Annotated in this window: 18 protein-coding genes; all 18 read left to right on the top strand. The window is 37.7% G+C overall.

Translation table 11 applies throughout. The annotated features are described in order from the left end of the window. The 18 genes from GM661_RS04725 to cooS all read left to right on the top strand — a co-directional run bounded on the left by GM661_RS04725 (position 1) and on the right by cooS (position 21,285). Positions 1-2,010, top strand: a complete 2,010-nt coding sequence (locus GM661_RS04725) for an FAD-dependent oxidoreductase (RefSeq protein WP_230868968.1) — start codon at positions 1-3, stop codon at positions 2,008-2,010. A 112-nt stretch (positions 2,011-2,122) separates the two neighbouring features. Continuing rightward, positions 2,123-2,770, top strand: coding sequence for a bifunctional 2-keto-4-hydroxyglutarate aldolase/2-keto-3-deoxy-6-phosphogluconate aldolase (locus GM661_RS04730; RefSeq protein WP_230868969.1), 648 nt, complete (start codon positions 2,123-2,125; stop codon positions 2,768-2,770). Positions 2,771-3,357: 587 nt separating this feature from the next. Beyond that, entirely contained in the window at positions 3,358-4,380 is a 1,023-nt protein-coding gene (locus tag GM661_RS04735; protein WP_230868970.1) for a sugar kinase, read from the top strand. Between the two features lie 595 nt (positions 4,381-4,975). Beyond that, positions 4,976-5,920 carry an ABC transporter substrate-binding protein gene (locus GM661_RS04740; RefSeq protein ID WP_407929640.1) on the top strand — a complete coding sequence of 315 codons (945 nt, stop codon included), beginning with the start codon at positions 4,976-4,978 and terminating at the stop codon, positions 5,918-5,920. A 159-nt stretch (positions 5,921-6,079) separates the two neighbouring features. After that, positions 6,080-7,591 carry a sugar ABC transporter ATP-binding protein gene (locus GM661_RS04745; protein WP_230868972.1) on the top strand — a complete coding sequence of 504 codons (1,512 nt, stop codon included), beginning with the start codon at positions 6,080-6,082 and terminating at the stop codon, positions 7,589-7,591. A 3-nt stretch (positions 7,592-7,594) separates the two neighbouring features. Further along, a complete protein-coding gene (locus GM661_RS04750; RefSeq protein WP_230868973.1) occupies positions 7,595-8,641 on the top strand; it encodes an ABC transporter permease in 1,047 nt (348 codons plus the stop codon). Beyond that, positions 8,638-9,651 carry a galactofuranose ABC transporter, permease protein YjfF gene (gene yjfF / locus GM661_RS04755; RefSeq protein WP_230868974.1) on the top strand — a complete coding sequence of 338 codons (1,014 nt, stop codon included), beginning with the start codon at positions 8,638-8,640 and terminating at the stop codon, positions 9,649-9,651. Before GM661_RS04750 ends, yjfF begins: the two co-directional genes overlap by 4 nt. A 260-nt stretch (positions 9,652-9,911) precedes the next feature. Continuing rightward, positions 9,912-11,081 (top strand): ROK family transcriptional regulator, encoded by a 1,170-nt coding sequence (locus GM661_RS04760; RefSeq protein ID WP_230868975.1) that lies wholly within the window; start codon positions 9,912-9,914, stop codon positions 11,079-11,081. Positions 11,082-11,086: 5 nt separating this feature from the next. Then, on the top strand, positions 11,087-12,073 hold the full coding sequence (galE, locus tag GM661_RS04765) for a UDP-glucose 4-epimerase GalE (protein ID WP_230868976.1): 987 nt from the start codon (positions 11,087-11,089) through the stop codon (positions 12,071-12,073). Further along, positions 12,060-12,188, top strand: coding sequence for a hypothetical protein (locus tag GM661_RS18880; RefSeq protein WP_269059903.1), 129 nt, complete (start codon positions 12,060-12,062; stop codon positions 12,186-12,188). Before galE ends, GM661_RS18880 begins: the two co-directional genes overlap by 14 nt. Continuing rightward, positions 12,188-13,165: a galactose-1-phosphate uridylyltransferase gene (galT, locus tag GM661_RS04770; protein ID WP_230868977.1), complete on the top strand. Its 978-nt coding sequence runs from the start codon at positions 12,188-12,190 to the stop codon at positions 13,163-13,165. Before GM661_RS18880 ends, galT begins: the two co-directional genes overlap by 1 nt. A gap of 6 nt (positions 13,166-13,171) precedes the next feature. Beyond that, positions 13,172-14,338, top strand: a complete 1,167-nt coding sequence (locus GM661_RS04775) for a galactokinase (RefSeq protein WP_230868978.1) — start codon at positions 13,172-13,174, stop codon at positions 14,336-14,338. Between the two features lie 28 nt (positions 14,339-14,366). Further along, entirely contained in the window at positions 14,367-15,461 is a 1,095-nt protein-coding gene (locus GM661_RS04780) for an aldose epimerase family protein (RefSeq protein WP_230868979.1), read from the top strand. A 586-nt stretch (positions 15,462-16,047) separates the two neighbouring features. Next, positions 16,048-17,130 (top strand): DUF362 domain-containing protein, encoded by a 1,083-nt coding sequence (locus tag GM661_RS04785; protein WP_230868980.1) that lies wholly within the window; start codon positions 16,048-16,050, stop codon positions 17,128-17,130. 290 nt (positions 17,131-17,420) lie between these two features. Further along, positions 17,421-18,224, top strand: a complete 804-nt coding sequence (locus tag GM661_RS04790) for an N-acetylmuramoyl-L-alanine amidase family protein (protein ID WP_230868981.1) — start codon at positions 17,421-17,423, stop codon at positions 18,222-18,224. Between the two features lie 57 nt (positions 18,225-18,281). Continuing rightward, complete coding sequence (locus GM661_RS04795; protein ID WP_230868982.1) at positions 18,282-18,977, top strand: TraR/DksA C4-type zinc finger protein; 696 nt, start codon at positions 18,282-18,284, stop codon at positions 18,975-18,977. A 48-nt stretch (positions 18,978-19,025) separates the two neighbouring features. Beyond that, the gene (locus tag GM661_RS04800) at positions 19,026-19,232 is read left to right on the top strand and encodes a hypothetical protein (RefSeq protein ID WP_230868983.1); all 207 of its coding nucleotides are present in this window, start codon (positions 19,026-19,028) and stop codon (positions 19,230-19,232) included. A gap of 130 nt (positions 19,233-19,362) precedes the next feature. Beyond that, positions 19,363-21,285: an anaerobic carbon-monoxide dehydrogenase catalytic subunit gene (cooS, locus tag GM661_RS04805; protein WP_230868984.1), complete on the top strand. Its 1,923-nt coding sequence runs from the start codon at positions 19,363-19,365 to the stop codon at positions 21,283-21,285. The last annotated feature ends 381 nt before the right edge of the window (positions 21,286-21,666 follow it).

The following is a 21,666-nucleotide window of genomic DNA, read 5'->3' on the forward strand; positions in this document are numbered from 1 at the left end:
ATGAAAAGGGATGTCATTGAAATTGAGGGTTTTAAAGTAGAGGTATTTTCCCTCAATACAGCTATAGTAGGTTCAGGTGCTGCCGGGTTTAATGCGGCAGACCGTCTTTTTAATTATGGGCAAAAAGATATTGCTATTATTACAGAGGGTCTTAAAATGGGTACCTCCAGGAATACTGGTTCTGATAAACAGACATACTATAAATTGACTTTAGCTGGTAATGAAAATGATTCAGTCTATGAAATGGCCAGGACATTATTTAACGGTGGGAGTATGGATGGAGATCTTGCCCTGGTTGAAGCAGCCCTATCAGCACAGTCTTTTTACCATTTAGTAGATATAGGTGTTCCGTTTCCTCACAATAGATTTGGTGAATTTTTAGGGTATAAGACAGACCATGACCCCAGACAGAGGGCAAGTTCTGCCGGGCCTTTGACTTCGAAATTTATGACAGAGAAACTGGAAGAGCAGGTTAGACAGAAGGGTATAAGAATATTTGATGGTTATCAGGTAATTGGAATATTGACAGCTAAGCCAGAAGCTCATGAAAAAAGAGCAATTGGGCTGTTGGCTTTAAATATTAATAAACTAGCTGATCAAGATCATAGGTATGTACTATTTAACTGTACTAATATTGTTTATGCTACTGGTGGACCGGCTGGGATTTATGCCAGTTCAGTTTATCCTGAGAGTCAGACAGGTGCTTCAGGACTTGCTTTTGAAGCAGGTGTTATGGGTAAAAATCTTACAGAATCTCAATATGGTATTGCCTCTGTTAAATTTCGTTGGAATCTATCTGGTACTTATCAGCAGGTTTTACCCAGGTATATTTCAGTTGAGCAGGACGGCAGTGATGAAAAGGAATTTCTTAATAGTTATTTTGACGACCCTGGAAAAATGCTAGATGCTGTATTTCTAAAGGGTTATCAATGGCCTTTTGATCCTAAAAAAATAAAGAATTATGCTTCTTCTATTGTAGATATACTGGTTTATAATGAGACTGTTCTTAAAGGAAGAAAAGTCTATCTTGATTTTAGGCATAATCCCGGCTGGGCCAGTAGGGATGGTGAATTAGACTTCTCCCTTTTAGGTAAAGAGGCTTATCAGTATCTGGAAAACTCCGCGGCCCTTTTTGGTAGGCCAATTGACAGGCTTGCCCAGATGAATCAACCAGCTGTAGACCTTTATCAGGAAAACGGGATAGACTTAAGGGATGAGTATCTGGAGATTGCAGTTTCTGCCCAACACAATAATGGTGGATTATCTGCTAATATCTGGTGGGAAAGCAATGTAAAACATTTCTTTCCGGTAGGAGAGGTTAATGGGAGTCATGGTGTTTATCGGCCCGGGGGAACTGCACTAAATGCTGGTCAGGTAGGTAGTACTAGGGCAGCCCAATATATAGCTGCCAGGTATCAGGAAGAACCATTAAATAAGCAGCAATTTATTTCCCTGGTTGGGGAACAGGTTATGAATAAGATATCATTAGGTGAAGCCTTTTCTGCCAATACTAGTGGTAGTGGAAATGTACTGGAGATTCGACAGGAAATAGGTGAAAGAATGAGCAGTAAAGGGGCCCATATTCGTTCTGCCAGGAAGGCTGCTGAAGGTGCTCTAGAGGCTAAAAAGCAATTGCAGTCACTGGTAGAAGCAACTGAGTTAGCCGGTATTTACGAACTGCCCCTTGCCTTTCAAAACCATGATCTCTTAATAACCCAGTATGTATATTTATCGGCAATCAATGATTATATCGAAAAGGGTGGTAAGAGTAGGGGGTCTTATCTGGTATATGACCCTGAGGGAGAACTACCTTTAACCGGTCTAGCAGAGACCTTCCGCTTTTCTATAAGTGCTGGTTTGCTAACAGATAAGATTCAAAGGGTATTATATAATAATGGTCAATGTAGGTTTAAATGGGGTGAAGTCAAAGCAATACCACAGGAAGATAGTTGGTTTGAAAATGTCTGGAACAAATATATGAAACAGGAAATATTTAAAACAGAAAAATAGCTAAAAAATGCAGGATTTTTAGAGTTAATATAGAAGTAAATAATTAAAGAATAATAACAAAACTATGTTTTATGATATAAAACATAAATAAATTTTGAGGAGGGTGGATCAAATGATCCCAAAGATTGAAAATTTAAAGAGAATTGAAGAAACAGGTATTGTTGCTGTTGTCAGGGCAGAGAATTCAGAACAGGCCTTAAAAATATCAGAGGCTGTCAGGGCCGGTGGTATCCAGGCAATTGAGATTACCATGACTGTACCAGGTGCGGTAGATGTTATTAAAGAACTGGCTAATACCTATCAGAATAATGAAATATTAATTGGTGCTGGTTCAGTACTTGACGCTGAGACAGCCCGCGCTTGTTTGCTGGCTGGGGCAGAGTATATTGTATCACCCTGTTTGGATAAGGATACCATTGCTTTATGTAACAGTTACCAGAAAGCAGTTATGCCTGGGGCTATGAGTGTAACTGAGGTACATAGGGCAATGCAGTATGGCGCCGATGTTGTCAAGGTTTTCCCGGCTACATTATTTGGACCTAAAATCATTAAGGCCATTAAAGGACCAATTCCTCAGGCCCCTTTATTACCAACAGGTGGAGTAAGTCTTGATAATGTACATGAATGGATTAAGGCAGGTAGTTTTGCAGTTGGTGCAGGTAGTGCCTTAACTGCAGGGGCTAAAAAAGGTGACTATGATGAGGTTACTAGAACTGCTAAGGAGTTTATTAAGAGAATTAAAGAGGCACGAGAAAATTAAGGGTTTTTAAGAAAATTATGCAATTTTCAAATTGTGGATAACTTTGAAGACCGACCAGTATATTTACTTACCTTGTCGTGCACTATGGCGTCCTGCCTTCGTTTACTGTCGAGAAATTGTCTTCCGGCGTCCATGCCTCCAGACAATTTCTAGAGTCGTCCAGCAAATATATTGGTCTGGTTTATTATGATGAGTAGTTAACTTTGAGTGAAAAGTGGTTCTAAGAAAAAATTAATAATTAGTGATTAAGTCTGGGTGGCGTAGCCATTTTGTTCAAGTTTAGGAAATTATGCAATTTTGAAATTGTGGATAACTTTGAAGACCGACAAATATATTTGTTTCCCTTGTCGTGCGCTGCGGTGTCCTACCTCCGCTTACTGTCGAGAAATTCTCCTTCGGCGTCCTGCCTGCGGATAATTTCTAGAGTCGTCCAACAAATATATTTGTCTGGTTAGTAGTTTGCTGATTAACTATGGGTAATAAATAGTTTGAGTTAAGAAAGTTGATGTTTTGATTAAGTCTGGGTGGCGTAGCCATTTTGTTCATGTATTTATAAGAAAAGAATTATAAAAGGAAAGGATGATATTATGTCCAAGAAAGTTGTTACTTTTGGTGAAATTATGCTCAGATTAACCCCACCAGAGTTAAAGAGGATTGTACAGACTGATAGGTTTAATGTTATCTATGGTGGAGGTGAGGCCAATGTCTCTGTATCGTTGGCTAATTACGGACTAGATGCCTATTTTGCAAGCAAGGTGCCTGAGAATCCTGTAGGCCAGGCTGCTTTAAATGATTTAAGGCGTTATGGAGTTAATACAGATTATATTGCCCGTGGTGGTGATAGGTTAGGTATTTATTACTGTGAAAATGGAGCTAGCCAGCGTCCTTCTAATGTTGTTTATGATAGGGCTTATTCAGCTATTGCAGAGGCTTCTGCTGATGATTTTAACTGGGATGAAATATTTGCAGATGCTGAATGGTTCCATACTACTGGTATTACTCCAGCCTTAAGTGAAAATATGTCTGAGATTACCCTGCAGGCGGTTAAAGCTGCTAAGGAACATGGGGTTAAGGTGAGTTGTGACCTTAATTACAGGGCCAAATTATGGACTAAAGAGCGCGCTGGACAGGTGATGTCAAAGGTAATGGAATATGTTGATGTATGTATTGCTAATGAAGAAGATGCTGAAATGGTTTTCGGCATTAAGAGTGGCTCTGATATTACCGGTGGTGATATTAATGTTGATGGTTTTAAAGATGTTGCCCAACAACTAATCGACAGATTTGATCTAGAACTTGTAGGCAGTCATTTGAGGATTAGCCATAGTGCTTCAGACAATGACTGGCTGGTTGTCCTTTATGATGGTAGTGAATTTGTTAAATCAAATCAATATAGTATTCATATTGTAGATCGAGTAGGTGGAGGAGACTCCTTTGCTGGTGGACTAATATACTCCAGGTTAACCGGTAAGAGCCTCCAGGAATCTGCTGAATTTGGTGCAGCTGCTTCCTGTCTTAAACAGTCAATCCCTGGAGACTTCAACCAGGTAAGTGTTCAGGAAGTGGAATCCCTTGCTGGTGGTAATGCCTCTGGTAGGGTAAAAAGATAAAAAAACATCTACCTTTAAAAAAATATCTCCTCTTTATATTGATGTGTCTGTTTTTAACAGTCACATCAATTTTTTTAATTCTAAGGAAATAATTAATTATATTGCAAATTAACACTTGACATTTTATGCTAAATATTATATTATAATCATACAAGTTGTATGTACAATTTAATTGGATCTGTATGTACAATGATTGGCTGCTGGTTCACTTATTTCTATAAATATAATTTAATAAAAAATATTATAGTTTTTTTAAAATAAATTAAAGGCATTTTATAAGTAATTATACCTATTATCGCCCACAATTATTAGAGTATTTTAAATATTATATAATAAAAAATATTAAATAAGAGATTTATGTTGAAAATTAGATTTTAATAAGATGAGTTGTAAGTACAAGTTTTTGAGTTTGCATAATCTTTTATTTTTTTCTACAAATCAACAAATTATTCAAAAAATTTTAAGTTTTAATAAACAAGTAATAATAAAATTTTAGGAAGAAAACAGGTGATTTAGTAGTTGTCTGGTGGTTTTGGTTTTTTAATTTAAAAATGGGGGGATATATTAGATTATGAAAATGTCAAAAGTAATGGTAATGTTTATCTTGCTTATGGTGATCATGGGATTATCGTTAAATGTGATGGCTGCTGATAAAATCGTATTGGGTTTCTCACAGATAGGTGCTGAAAGTGAATGGAGAACAGCAAATACTGAAGATATCAAACGGGCTGCTGATGAAGACCCAGATATTCAATTAATTTTCTCTGATGCACAGCAGAAACAGGAAAATCAGCTTAAAGCACTCAGGTCATTTATTGCCCGCGGTGTAGATGTTATTGCTTTTTCACCAGTTGTTGAAACAGGTTGGGATACAGTATTACAAGAAATTAAGGATGCAGGTATACCTGTTATACTGGTAGATAGAACAGTTACTGCCGATGATTCATATTACGTTACTTACATGGGTTCTGATTTTGTGGAAGAAGGCCAAAAAGCAGCAAATTGGTTAATAGAATATATGGAAGAACAGGGTAGAGGTAATGAACAGATAAATATAGTTGAACTCCAGGGAACAGTTGGTTCTGCACCTGCTAATGATCGTAAAACAGGTTTTGCTGATGTTATTAAAGACTATCCTAATTATAAGATAATTCGCTCTCAATCTGGAGACTTTACCAGGTCAAAAGGGAAAGAAGTTATGGAAGCCTTCTTAAAAGCAGAAGGGGATAATATTGATGTCTTATATTCCCACAATGATGATATGGCTATTGGCGCTATTCAGGCTATTGAAGAATATGGTCTAAAACCTGGTAAAGATATTATAATAATTGGTGTTGATGCAGTAAAAGGTGCTTTTGAAGCAATGATTCAGGGTAAGATGAATTGCACAGTAGAATGCAGTCCACTTCTTGGAAATCAGTTAATGCAAGCTGCTAAAGATATAATGGCCGGTAAAAAAGTGCCCGAACATATCAAAACTATAGAAGGTATTTTCCCTCAGGAAGTAGCTTTAGAGGAATATCCAAATAGAAAATATTAATAAATTAATTTAAAGACTATATTTTAGAGAAACACCTGTTTTCTTTCTATTTTTAATTGAGTATTTCCCCCTTTCTAACAAATGTTAAAGAAAGGGGGAAATGTTATACTGATATTTAAATAAGAAAGTTCAAATTAGTAATAATAGGGGGAGATGCTGATGCCCAAGGTAGAACCGATTATTAGAATGAAAAACATAAGCAAAGAATTTCCCGGGGTTAAAGCCTTATCAGATGTTGATTTTGAATTAAGTTCAGGGGAAATACATGCCCTTATGGGTGAAAATGGTGCCGGGAAATCAACCTTAATTAAGGTGTTAACAGGGGTTCATCAGGCAGAAAAAGGAGAAATATATTTTAAAGGAAAGGAAATAAGGCCGGCTAACCCAATTGAAGCCCAGCGGATAGGGATAAGTACAGTCTATCAGGAGGTAAACCTTTGTCCTAATTTATCAGTTGCTGAGAATATATTTATAGGCCGTGAGCCACTTAAAAATGGAAAAATAGATTGGAAGATAATAAATACTAAGGCTAGAGAATTATTAAAGAGATTTAATATAGATGAGATAGATGTAACAAAGAGTCTATCTTGCTTTTCAGTAGCTATTCAACAGATGATTGCCATAGCCAGGGCACTGGAGATATCAGCTAAAGTCTTGGTACTGGATGAGCCTACTGCCAGTTTAGATAAAGATGAGACTAGCAATCTATTTGAGATTATGGAGAAATTAAAAGAAGAAGGAATGGCAATTATTTTTATAACTCATTTTATTGATGATGTATATAAAATAACAGATAGGGTTACTGTTTTAAGAAATGGTAAAATAGTAGATACATCTGCAACTGAGTCATTGCCCAAACTGGACCTGGTAGCTAAAATGATCGGTAAGGATTTAGAACAACTGGAGAATATCAAGGAAAAAAGCAAGGTAACAGCTAAACCGGACGAGCTTTTTATAGAAGGTAGGCAGTTAGTCAATAGTGAAATTAGCCCCTTTGATATATCTTTACATAAGGGTGAGGTGCTGGGTCTGGCTGGATTACTTGGTTCAGGGAGAACAGAACTGGTTGAGTTAATTTTTGGTTTGAATCCTGCTGAAGGGGGTCAGCTTAAGATTAATGATGGTGAAAAAAAGATAACTAATCCTAAGGCTGCCATGGAAAATAAATTTGCACTATGTCCGGAAGATAGAAAAACAGCTGGTTTGATAGATGACTTGACTGTACGGGAGAATTTAATTCTATCTTTACAGGTTGAAAGGGGCTGTTTTAAGTATTTACCTAGAGAAGAACAGGAGAGAATAGCCGATCAATATATAGATTTATTAAAGATAGCAACCCCTAGTGCAGAACAGAAGGTTAAAAACTTAAGTGGGGGAAATCAGCAGAAAGTAATATTAGCCAGGTGGTTAATAACCCAACCTGATTTATTAATACTGGATGAACCAACACGGGGAATAGATGTAGGGACAAAAACAGAGATACAGAAGATGGTTTTATCACTTGCTGATGAGGGGATGAGTATTATTTTTGTTTCCTCTGAGCTTGATGAGGTTATCAGGGTTAGCCAGCGTGTTGCTGTTTTACGGGATAGGAAAAAAGTAACTGAATTAAGTGGGGATGAAATAAATGAATCCAATATTATGGGTATTATTGCTGAAGGGAGGGCTTAAGTAATGTTTGAACTATTAAAAAAGTTTAAGGAGTCACAGATTTTCTCGCCTTTGTTAGCCTTATTAATCTTACTGTTATTTGATTTTATTTTTATTGATGGTTTTTTAAGTATTGAAATAAGGGATGGGAGATTATTTGGTACATTAATAGATATATTAAACAGGGCAGCCCCACTGGCTTTACTGGCTATAGGTATGACACTGGTTATAGCTACAGGGGGAATAGACCTTTCTGTTGGGGCGGTAATTGCTATTTCAGGAGCAATAGCTGCTAAACTAATTGGGGGACAGTTGGTAATAGAGAATGGTACTATTCAATATGTAACCCAGGTGTCTCTCCCAATTGCCCTGTTCGCTTCTATGGGAATGGCGGCAATTTGCGGAATGTGGAACGGTTTTTTAGTTGGTAAGATAAAAGTGCAACCGATAGTGGCTACCCTTATCCTAATGGTAGCAGGACGGGGTATTGCTCAATTAATAACTAAAGCACAGATAATAACTATTTATTATAAGCCTTTTCATTATATAGGTACAGGCTATTTATTGGGACTGCCATTCACTATTTTTATAGTAGTGTTAGCCTTTTTACTGGTAAGTCTATTTGTTAGAAAGACTGCAGTAGGTTTATATATAGAATCTATTGGTATTAATGATATAGCCAGTAAATATGTAGGTATAAAACCCAGCCGGATTAAATTTATCGTCTATACTATCTGTGGATTAATGGCAGGGATTGCTGGATTAATAGTGACATCAAATGTTAAAGCAGCTGACGCTAATAATGCAGGTCTCTGGAAGGAACTTGATGCCATATTATCAGTAGTTATTGGCGGTAACTCCCTTAGTGGAGGTAAATTTACAATTGCTGGTAGTATTATAGGTGCACTTGTAGTACAGACATTGACAACAACTGTTTATGCAGCCGGTATTGCTCCAGAGGTAACTTTAGTAGTAAAAGCTGTAGTAGTTGTTATAATAACTATCATTCAGTCACAGGTTTTCAGGGATGGTATCAGTAAACTTATTGTAAAACGGAGGGATCTTACATGAAGAATATTTTATCCTCAAAATACCTGTCAGTTATAATAACAGTACTTTTGTTTATAATTGCTTTTGCTATACCTTCAATCATCTACCCAGGCTTTTTTTCAATGCAGGTTTTTTTCAATTTGTTTATAGATAATGCCTTTTTAATTGTTACTGCCATCGGTGTTACATTTGTCATTATAACTGGTGGAATTGACCTTTCAGTAGGGGCAATGATAGCCTTTACTTCAATGGTAATAGCCAGTCTCCTGGAAAAGGGGATAAGTCCTGTTATAGTAATACCATTTGCCCTTTTACTAGGGACATTAGCGGGTTTAATGATGGGCTTTTTAATTGAACACTTTAAGATTCAACCCTTTATTGCAACACTGGCAGGGATGTTTTTTCTAAGGGGGTCATGTTTTTTAATCAGTATTCAGTCTATTCCAATCAATGACCCCTTTTTCAAAACACTTTCTCATACCAGAATAAGTTTCCCGGGAGGGGCATATATCTCTATTAGTGTAGTAATTTCCTTGATTATACTAGGTGTTGCAATTTATTTGGCCCACTATACCAGATATGGGCGGGTCTTATATGCTATTGGGGGTAATGAAGAATCAGCTAAACTGATGGGGCTTCCTGTCGGCAGGGCCAAGATAATGGTCTATGGTTTTAGTGGATTTTGTTCATCATTAGGTGGTGTCTTATTTACAATTTATATGCTGTCAGGTTATGGACTTCACACCAGTGGTCTGGAACTTGATGCCATTGCCTCTGCTGTAATTGGTGGGACTCTACTAAGTGGTGGAACAGGTTATGTGTTTGGTACACTTTTTGGTGTTCTGATTCAGGGTCTGATTCAGGTAATTATTATGTTCCAGGGTACTTTAAGTTCCTGGTGGACAAAGATCTTTGTTGGTATATTACTCTTTGTCTTTATAGTTTTACAGCGCTTAATTACGGCTCACAGGGAAGAGCAGAAAGCCTCTTCAAAAAGATTGGAAACAAGCAAACAGACAGCTGCTGTATAAAAACTTATTAAATAAATCCTCTTAAAACCAGCTGATGTATTATTGCAAGATTTAAAATTGAGTAAAAAGGTTAAGCAGGGACTGTATTAATCATGATTAATACAGTCCTATTTTTGTAAAATGAATTTTATTAATTTCCTTTACAAAAATAAATAAGGGGTGTATAATGTACTTAATTAATTAATTAAATAAATAAACTAACTGTCAATTAGTTTAATAACTTTTATATCTTCATACAAAGAGGGAGGTGTTTTGTTTCTGTGAAACGGGGTAGTTTTGAACTTATGAAAAAAATGAATCAACAGGTGATCTTAAAGTTGATTTATAATGAAAAGGCAATTTCACGGGCCGAGATAGCAGAGATAACTGGTCTTTCACCTGCTACAGTCACTAATATTACCAAGGGAATATTAGGGCTGGGATTAATCAAGGAGACTATCCATGGGGAATCACGCGGTGGCAGGAAACCTGTCCTGCTGGAGATTAATCCTTCAGGGGCCTACTTTATTGGTCTGGAATGGGGTATTGCTGAACTCCGTGGGGTTTTAATGGACCTTAATAAAAAGGTGGTTGCTTACAGTGAAAAGAGGATTAACTCATACCAGCTTGATAATTTTATTGAACTATCAGCAAGTATTATTGGGGAATTTTATGAGCATTCTATTGAAAAAGAAAAGATCTGTGGTCTGGGGGTAGGTGTTCACGGGATAGTTGATCCCATGAGGGGTTATTCCTTGTTTGCACCACATTTTAAATGGAGGAATATTCCCTTGAAAGCCAGGCTGGAGGAGGAGTTTGATCTCCCGGTTTTACTTGACAATGATGTTAGGGCTATGGCCCTGGCTGAGAAATGGAATGGTAGAGATAATTTCCTGTTTATTAATACAGGGTCAGGAATTGGCGCGGCTATAGTTATGGATGGAAAACTGCATTATGGCCGTGATTATAGTGCTGGTGAATTTGGACATATGACCCTGGATAAAAAGGGGCCACTTTGTAGTTGTGGAAAACGTGGTTGTGTCGAGGCTTTTGTTTCTACAGATAGGCTTGTCTATAATTATAACGAAGAATTAAATGAGGAACTCTCTCATCATACTTTACAGACAGAATGGTCTAAACTACTTAATGATGCCAGGTCAGGTATTGAGAAGGCAGTATTTTTACTGGAGGGTGCAGTAGAATATCTGGGGCTTGGGCTGGCTAATCTGGTTAATTTATTAAATCCGGAAGAGATATTACTGGCCGGTGATTTTATTGAAGGGGCAGATTTGTTACTACCCTTATTAAAGAAAAAGATTAAAAATAATACCTTGAATATACCAGGTAGTAAGCTGCAGATAGAGGTAAGTACATTTGGTGAATGGGTTGGGGCTATAGGTGGAGCAACTATGGTATTAGAACAATTATTTAATTTTCAGGAGGGGGTATGAGTTAAATGAATATCTTAGTAACAGGTGGAGCAGGTTATATTGGCAGTCATGTGGCTAAAAAATTAAATAATATTGGTCATCATGTTGTAGTATATGATAATTTAGTTAAGGGTCACCGGGAGGCTGTTCTGACAGCAAAGTTTGTTAAAGGTGATCTAGCAGATAAAAAACTCCTTAATGAAGTAATGCAGAGTGAAGAGATAGAAGCAGTAGTTCATCTGGCAGCACATAGTATAGTAGGGGAATCAATGGAAAAACCCGGGAAATACTTTCAGAATAACCTCTCAAATGGGTTAAATCTGCTGGAGGTGATGGTCAGTAATAATGTAGCTTATCTTGTATTTTCGTCAACAGCAGCAGTTTATGGTGAACCACAGGAAGTTCCTATAACAGAAGACCACCCAACAAACCCAGCTAGCACTTATGGTGATAGTAAATTGTTTTTTGAAAAAATCCTGGAACGTTATCAGCAGATACACGGTTTAAAGTATGTATCATTGAGATATTTTAATGCTGCAGGTGCTGATCATTCAGGTGAAATCGGAGAGGCACATAGTCCAGAAACACATCTAATACCAATTGTACTGCAGAAGGCTCTTGGTATCAGGGATAAACTCTATATTTTTGGTGATGATTATCCAAGCAGAGATGGTTCCTGTATCAGGGATTATATCCATGTTGAAGACCTGGCAGATGCACATATACTGGCCCTTGATGGTTTGATTGATGGTATGGATAGTAGGATATATAATCTGGGTAATGGTGAGGGTTATTCTGTCAAAGAGGTAATTGAGACTGCTTCAGCTCTTATAGGGAAAGAAATAGAAGCGGAGATTGGTCCCCGTAGGGCAGGTGACCCTGCAGTACTGGTAGCTAGTTCCCAAAAAATCAGGGAAGAACTGGGCTGGAAGCCGAAGTATGCTGCCTTAGAAACTATAATTGAGACAGCCTGGAAATGGCATAAAGGGGGCGGTTTTAATGGAAATGACTAAAAGAAAAGAGATTAAAGATGATGGGCGCTATATAATTTTTTACGAATTCAAAGGAGATAAGGATAATATTAAAAGTAGTAAATATAAAGAGGATAGTAAAGGGGAGAGAAGTTAATGTCTGAACTTAGATGGGATCCAGTTAGCAGAGAATGGGTAATTACAGCAACACATAGACAGAACCGGACCTTTAAACCACCTAAAGATTATTGTCCCCTCTGTCCTACTAAAGAGGGTGGATTTCCAACTGAAGTTCCTGAGGATTATGACCTGGTTGTTTTTCAGAATAAATTTCCATCTCTACAAGCAAATCCACCAGAACCAGATATAGGTGGAAGTGTTCTATACCCGGTTGACAAGGCTGAAGGGATTTGTGAGGTTGTTTTATTTACCCCGGAACATAATGGTATTATGTCCAGAGAGCCTTTAAGCCGTTATGTGAAATTGGTTAAGGTCTGGCAGGATAGGTATCAAGAACTCGGTTCTAAGGATTTTATTGATTATGTTTTTATTTTCGAAAATAAGGGTGAAGAGGTAGGGGTTACCCTGGAACACCCTCACGGTCAGATTTATGCTTACCCCTTTATACCACCAAAAATAAAGAGAGAGTTGGATTCCAGTAGGGATCACTATGAAAAGGAAGGGGAATGCCTTTTCTGTAGTCTTATTGCAGAAGAGATTGCGGATGGTAGAAGGGTAGTTACTAGTAATGATTCCTTTACAGCAATAGTTCCTTTTTTTGCCCGGTATACCTATGAGGTACATATTTATGCCAATAATCACCTCTCATCTTTTAATGACTTTTGTGCCAGAGAAATTGAAGACCTGGCAGAAATATTACGGACTGTGATTCAGAAATATGATAATTTATTTGGATTTGTTTTTCCCTATATTATGGCTATTCACCAGCAGCCTACTGATGGTAGTGGAGAAGAATACTCTCATTTCCATATAGAGTTTTATCCACCATATAGGACCAAGGATAAGCTTAAATACCTGGCAGGTAGTGAAGCAGGTGCCGGGGCTTATATTAATAACTCACTGCCGGAGGATAAGGCTGCAGAGTTGCGAAAAATAGAAGTAGTGAAGGAGTGAAGCAAGTTGAGAGATATCAAAGAATTATGGGAGATTTTTAACGAACGATTTTCTGATACAGGTTTAAGAAAAGGGGTTTTTGCTGCTCCCGGAAGGGTTAATCTGATTGGAGAGCATACAGATTATAATGATGGTTTTGCACTTCCCATGGCTATTGACAAAAGTATTGTTATGATAGCTCAATTACGGGATGATAAGGAGGTTAGAGCTTATTCTGTTGACTATGATAGTGAAGCAGTTTTTTCTTTAATGGATTTAGAGTTTGACCAGGAAAATCTCTGGGCTAATTATTTACAGGGGGTCATTGATGAGATACAGAAATTAGATTATTATCTACCGGGAATGAATCTGATTTTCACTGGTAATATACCCAAGGCTTCTGGATTGAGTTCCTCAGCTGCCCTGGAGGTAGTAACTGCTTATACCATTTCATCACTTAATGAACTTAATATAGCACCTGTGGAGATGGCCCTGCTCTGTCAGCGGGCAGAAAATGGCTTTGTCGGAGTAAATTGTGGTATTATGGATCAATATATTTCCAGACTTGGTAAAGAGGGTAATGCCTTATTAATAGACTGTCGGAGCAATGAATATGAATTAGTTCCGCTTGCAATAGAGGATTTTAGGGTAGTTATCTGTAATTCTAAAGTAGAAAGAGGATTAGTAGACTCAGAATATAATAAGAGAAGGGAGGAGTGTGGAAAGGCTACAAAATTTTTTGCTGAGAGATTAGACCGTCGGATTAAGGCTTTAAGGGATGTCAGCACAGATGAGTTAGTAGAATTTTCGGGTGAGCTGGCAGCTACAACTCTTTCCCGGGCCAGACATGTTATTAGTGAAAACAATAGGGTATTAACTGCTGTTTCCGCTCTAAAAAATAATGACCTGGAGACATTTGGCAGTCTAATGACAGAATCACATATTAGCCTGCGGGATGATTATCAGGTTAGTTGTCAGGAATTAGATCTTTTAGTTAATCTGGCTCTTAAGCAGGATGGTGTACTGGGGGCCCGCATGACTGGGGCTGGTTTTGGAGGTTGTACCGTAAATCTGCTTGCCAGGGATAGGGTTGACAAATTTATTGCTGAGGTAAAGGCAGGATATCAAAAAAAGACTAACATTGAACCTGAGATATACGTCAGTCTGCCTGCTGATGGTGCCAGGGAGTTGTAGTGAGATTATTTAAATGGAGGGGTAAGATATGGAAGGGAATAAAGATATTTGTTCCAATGTTTCAATTAAACCATTTGGTATTTTAAAAGATGGCAAAGAGGTTTTTCTTTATCGCTTAAGCAATGAAAATGGTGTTCAGCTTGAGGTTATTAATTATGGAGGGATTATAAAGAGTCTATTTGTCCCTGATGCCAGAGGTAAGTTTAGTGATATAGTCTTAGGTTATAATCGACTGGCAGATTATGAAAAAGACCCAGCCCATTTTGGGGCTGTAGTAGGTAGATATGGTAATCGGATTGCTGGAGGGGAATTTGTTTTAGATAATAAGAAATATAGTCTAGCCTTAAATAATCAACCCGGAGGAAAGGCCTGTCACCTTCATGGCGGTGAACGTGGTTTTGATAAAATTGTCTGGGATGCTGAACCTATTATCCATGATAATGCTGCTGGTTTAAGATTACATTATTTAAGCAGAGATGGGGAAGAGGGTTATCCGGGTAACCTGGATGTAAATATAAACTATTTATTGACTAATGAGAATACACTCCGGATTGAATATCAGGGAGAAACAGACCAGGCTACACCAATTAATTTAACCCAGCATAGTTATTTTAATCTTAAGGGTGAAGGAGAGGGTGATATACTGGGCCATTTCGCCTACATAAATGCCGATAATTATACCCCAGTAGATGAGGGTTTGATACCTACTGGAGAGATTGCTGGTGTTAGTGATACTCCCTTTGATTTCAGGAAGACAAAGAAAATAGTTGAGGATATTAATCAAGCAGATCAACAATTAGAGTATGGTGGGGGATATGACCATAACTATGTTTTAAATGGAGAAAGTGGTGAATTGACAATAGCTGCCCAGGTTTATGATGAGGAAAGCAGAAGACAGTTAGAAGTATGGACAACTGAACCGGGTATGCAGTTCTATACAGGTAATGCCCTGGATGGGAGTCTTGTTGGTAAAAAAGGTAAGGCCTATCAAAAGAACAGTGGTTTCTGCCTGGAGACACAACATTATCCGGATTCCCCTAATCAGGATAATTTTCCTGACACAATCTTAAGGCCGGGAGAAAAGTATCAGACAATAACCGAGTTCCGTTTTAGTATTAGATAAAATTTAGTATTTATTTTAATAAAACAACCTAAAATTCCCTTTGTTGTTATAAGAGGGATTTTAGGTTATTTTAAATTGTGGATAACTTTAAAGACCGACCAGTATATTTACTTACCTTGTCGTGCACTATGGCGTCCTGCCTTCGTTACTGTCGAGAAATTGTCTTCCGGCGTCCATGCCTCCAGACAATTTCTAGAGTCGTCCAGTAAATATATTGGTCTGGTTTATTATAATGAGTAGTTAACTTTGAGTGAAAAGTGGTTCTAAGAAAAAATTAATAATTAGTGATTTAGTCTGGGTAGCGGAGCCATTTTGTTCAAGTTTAGGAAATTATGCAATTTTGAAATTGTGGATAACTTTGAAGACCGACAAATATATTTGTCTGGTTAGTAGTTTGCTGATTAACTATGGGTAATAAATAGTTTGAGTTAAGAAAGTTGATGTTTTGATTAAGTCTGGGTGGCGTAGCCATTTTGTTCACTATTATTAATAGTGTTATAGTCAGGTTGACAGCTCTTTTAACAGTGTATATCATAATATATAGGGACAAAGTAGTATTAAAACTATAGATATAGGGGGAGATAAGATGGGTAAAAGTAAGGTCTGGTTTATTCCAGTTGAAAAAGGGGATAGTCCAGGTGATATTGATAGTAAAGTTATTAGGCTATTTGAAACTGCTGTAAAGGATTATAGCTTGATAGCAAAAGATGATTTTGTGGCAATGAAGATACATTTTGGGGAAAGGGATAATATTGGCTATGTTAAACCAGATTATTTAAAAACCCTGGTCAGCAGGATAAAGGATAGTGGGGGTAAACCATTTTTTACTGATACTAATACCCTTTATAAGGGACAGAGGTCTAATTCTGTTGACCACCTTATTCAGGCTTATCAACATGGTTTTACACTGGACAAGATTGATGCCCCTGTCATCATAGCTGATGGACTGATGTCCAAGAATTTTTCCAGGGTTGAGATAGCAGGCAAACATTTTGAGGCAGTAAATATTGCTAATGACATATTACATAGTGATGTATTGATTGGTATCTCTCATTTGACCGGACATGTCGGTGCCTGTATGGGTGCTTCCATAAAAAATATAGGTATGGGCTGTGCCTCCAGGAGTGGGAAACAGGTACAACATGCTGATGTGAATCCTTCTGTTTCGGCTGATGATTGTACAGCATGTGGCCAGTGTGTTAAATGGTGCCCGGTTGAGGCCATCAAGATTATAGATGGGAATGCAGTGATAGATTATGAAAAGTGTTATGGTTGTGCAGAATGTATAACCACCTGTAGTTTTGATGCTATAGCTGTTTCATGGGCTGGAACAAGTAAGGCCCTGCAGGAAAAGATGGCTGAATATGCTCTGGGAGTAATTAAAGATAAGAGGGATAAGTCACTCTTTTTTAATTTTTTGATTCACATTAGCAAAGGTTGTGATTGTCTGGGGGATGCCCAGGATGCGGTGATTGAGGATATTGGCATCCTCTTATCAGTTGACCCACTCGCAGTTGATCAGGCTTCAGTTGATCTACTAAATGAAAGGGCAGAGAAGGATTTTCTAAAGGAATTATGGAGTGAATCAGGTCTGGATTATAGACAGCAACTAAACCATGCAGCAGCAATAGGGTTAGGCAGCAGGGAGTATAAGTTAATTGAACTTTAGTTCCTTTCCTTTATTTACCTACAGGCTATTGAGTATTTAAGTAGAATTTACTTATATAAGCGTCTTGCATAATTGATTGTTCCCAGCTAAAAACTTCGCAACGAATTTAGTTTTAGCCAATTATGGACTGTTCTAAACTCCCTACGGTCAAACAACAGAACAGTCTCTTTCATAATTGTCTTTACTAAATTCTGCTCTGTTTTAATCAGCTGGATAACAATTCAATTATGCAAAAGGTTCATTATGAAAGGGTCTTATATATAACTCTATAGTCTGTAGGTGAATTTTTTATGTTTAGGTTTATTTCCTGTTTATTAATAGTGCTGGTTTTTTTTGTGTTTTCTATGGGGACATATAATCAGGCCTATGCATTGGATAAAGAGATTAAAGAAGAGGTAATAAAGACAGTAAAAATTGCTGCAGTAATGTATTTAATAAGCAGAGCAAGTGATCTGTTCAGTGATTCAGCAGATGATAAGATAAATGGAGATGTATTACAAGAAGATAAGCAAGTAGTAACAAGCAGTAGTAATAGTATGAGTCTTGATGATAAGGTAATTGTTATTGACCCGGGACATGGTGGTTCAGATCCAGGAGCTATTGGTGTTCAGGGTTTAAAAGAGAAAGATATAAATTTGGATATTGCTTTAAGGTTATATGAGCTATTAAATAATAAAACCAAGGCTGAGATTTATTTAACCAGGGACTCAGATAAGTTTGTTTCTCTTAATGAGAGGTCTTCCTTTGCCAGGAGTATCAATGCTGATATATATCTTAGTATTCATAATAATGCTGATGACACTGGTTGGCAGCATGGGACTGAGACCTATGCGTATTATACTACTGCTAAAGAAACCTGGGCACTTGCCTGGTATATTCACAAAAACATAGTAGATAAGCTGGGTTTTCTGGATAGGGGGTTAAAGGCAGATAATTTTCATGTAATTCGTGAAACTCCAGGTATAAATTCAATCTTGTTGGAGATAGGATTTTTATCAAATAAAGAAGAAGAGGCTATTTTAAAGAAAGATATTACTAGAGAACGGGCTGCTGCTGCTATTTATGAAGGTATTGTTGAATATTTTACTAATTAATAATTAGATGAAAGGCTAATAATAATAGTAATATTAAAAATGAAGGATGATTAAAATATGGAAAAGAACCGTTTAATTCACTATAAAAAACTATTACTCAAGGCAAAAAGTGAGCTGGAAGCTGGTTTGGAACTTATGTCAAATGAAGAAAAAAAGAGTTTAAAAGAATCTACTGGTGAACTTTCATCATATGATAATCACCCTGCTGACCAGGCCTCAAATACCTATGGCCGGGAATTAGACCGGGGAATCAGGGATAATTCACTTACATTATTGACCGAGGTGAATGATGCTTTAGCCAAGGTGGAAGAGGGTCGTTATGGTATCTGTCAAAGGTGTGGTGAAGAAATTAAAGAATTCCGCCTTGAGGTAGTACCCCAGACCAGTTTTTGCGAGAAATGCAAGGGGATTGAAGAAAATGAAGGTGTGCGTAGACGGCCCCTGGCTGAGGCTACTATTTTTCCACCTTTTGGACATGGTTTTAATGATGATAATGATCAGGTAGAATATGATGCTGAAGACTGCTGGCAGGACCTTGCTCAATATGGTAGTTCTGATTCCCCTCAGGATAATCCAGCAGAATTAGTTGGTGATCAATCAGATAAACAGACATATACTGACTCTGATGAAATAGTAGGCTCAGTTGGTATTGAAGATTCTATCTTCGATGATGAAATTGATGATCTAGAGGAAAGTGATGATGAAAAGACTACTTTTACTGGTAGTGCTGCCTCTAATGAGAGAAAAATGTAGTAGCAAGTCTCCCTTTTTTACATATGATGTGAAAAGGGGTGAGGATAATTGCCAGTTAGAAGAAGGGAGCCTGGTTTAAGAACAACCCGTGGTATAGCAGAGGTGTTTGAGGACCTGGCTACAGAAGTAACTGTTGAAATACTGGTTTATGAAGACTTTCTTGATCTCAATCCACAGGTAAGGGAGTTCCCTAATCTGAGTCCAAATAATTCTATACCGGTTTTACGGGATGAGGTCAGGGATGTTCAGGAATAGAAATAAATATTTTTTGTTTTGGGAATAACCAGAGTGGTTATTCCTATTTTTTTACTTTTTAAATATTCCGTATAATTTATCTAAGATAATAAGAAAATAAACTAGGTATAAATAAGTAAGGAGGAATTCTATGGCCAGAGAGAAATCGTATAGAGATGTTCTGGATGGTAGGGTCAGTATTCATGATTCTGTTCAGGAGATGTATGAAAAGAGATTATCAGATGGTAAGATGAGCAATGTCTTTGATCGTTTTGATGCCCAGGAGAAAATCAGGTGTAATTTTTGTGTAGAAGGGGTTAGCTGTCAACTATGTACAGGTGGTCCCTGTCGGATCTCTGAAAAAGCAGGTGCAGAGAGGGGAACATGTGGTATTGACCCTGATGCGATGGCGATGAGGGATATGTTGCTCAGGAATGTAATGGGTACTGGTACATATACACATCATGCCTATAATGCCTTTAGAACCTTAAAAGCAACTGCTGAGGGTAAAACCCCCTTTTCAATCGTAGATGAGCAAAAACTAAGGGATATGGCAGCCACAGTTGATGTTGATAATACAGGTTCAAAGGAAGAGGTAGCCTTGGGGCTGGCTGGTACTATGATTGACCAGCTTTCATCAGGTTATGAAGGACCTACAATGATGGTTGATAAATATGCCCCTAAATACAGAAAAAAGAAATGGAAAGATACAGGGCTTTATCCATCAGGGGTATTTCATGAAATAAAGGATTCTACAGCCAGTTGTTTAACAAATGTTGATGGTTATTATGTATCTATGGCCAAAAAGGCTTTGCGTCTTGGTATTGCAACCATTTATGGTTCACAACTAGGTCTAAACCTGGTTCAGGATATTCTTTTTGGCACACCTAAACCTCATTCGATTCAAACAGATCTGGGTATACTTGACCCTGATTATATCAATATTGTTTTTAATGGTCATGAACCCTGGACAGGTGTGGCAACTATCTATGCAGCCCGTGATGAAAAGGTTCAGAAGAGGGCCAGACAAGCAGGAGCTAAAGGACTTAGAGTCATAGGATGTATTGAAACAGGACAGGAACTGGCTCAACGCTTTGGTATGAATGATGTATTTGGGGGGTTAATTGGTAACTGGTTAGCGATTGAACCGGCATTAGCTACTGGTGCTATTGATGTCTTTGCTATGGATGAAAACTGTTCACCACCATATTTGAAGCCTTATGAAGATAAATTTCAGGTTACTCTGGTATCTGTCAGTGAGCTAGTTAGAATTCCTGGTGTAGAAAGGAATTATAATTATATGCCAGATAAGGTAGCTAATGTTGCTCAAGAACTAATCAGTTTAGGTATTGAGAATTTTAAAAAAAGAAAGGAAAGGGGTATTGAAGCATATGTACCCCAGATAACACAGGAGGCTATGGCCGGATTTTCAACAGAGGCTGTCCTGGAAACAGTAGGTGGTAATTTAGCTGCCCTGGTTGAGGTAATCAAAGAAGGTAAAATAAAAGGAATAGTGGCCCTGGTTAATTGTACAACTCTTCAAAATGGACCACATGATTATATGACAGTTAATTTGGCCAGGGAATTAATCAGAAGGGATATTATGGTAATAACTGGGGGATGTGGTTGTGAAGGGTTAGAGACAGCTGGTCTGGCCTGTTTGAAGGCCATTGAACAGGCTGGTAGTGGTTTAAAAGAAATCTGCAGCAAACTCCAGATTCCTCCTGTACTTCCCTTTGGAACATGTACAGATACAGGTCGTATTTCGATGGTAGTTACAGCGATAGCTGATTTTCTTGATGTCGATACTTCTGATTTGCCGGTAGCAGTAACAGCACCACAATATCTGGAGCAGAAAGCAACCATAGATGGTATGTTTTCACTGGCTTATGGCCTTTATACTCATTTATCCCCAACTCCACCTATTACCGGAGGGGAAAATTTGGTCAAACTATTAACAGAAGACCTGGAAGGTATTAGTGGAGGGAAGGTAGCACTGGGTGATGAACCAGCTGCTGTAGCGGATGATATAGAGAAACATATTCTGCAGAAACGAAAAGCATTAGGTATATAAGTGTATTTAGTATAAATTTAATAAAAAAGAAGAAGAACCTGCTTTCCGGCAGGTCCTTCTTTTAAACAAATAAGACAGTGAGGCCAACAGAAATCTATGGCTACTGCCACTGCAGGTCCTTAGCTACCTTTAGTAATCTCTCGACTACTAAAGACAGGGCTAAACCAACAATGACATTTGCCCCGACTACAGCAGATTCAGGTGATTTACAAATTAATTTTTTTCAACCAGAGATTGAAATATATTATAATTAAACACCCTTTTCAATACCCCTAATAATCTCTCGACTATTAGAGATATTTAATGAACCTGCTGTAATCTTAGTCGACTATTCTGAGCCAGTTACAAACCCACTGTCTGCCTTTTACAGACAGTAGACCC

The organism is Iocasia fonsfrigidae (assembly GCF_017751145.1).
GTDB classification, from domain to species: Bacteria; Bacillota; Halanaerobiia; order Halanaerobiales; family DTU029; genus Iocasia; species Iocasia fonsfrigidae.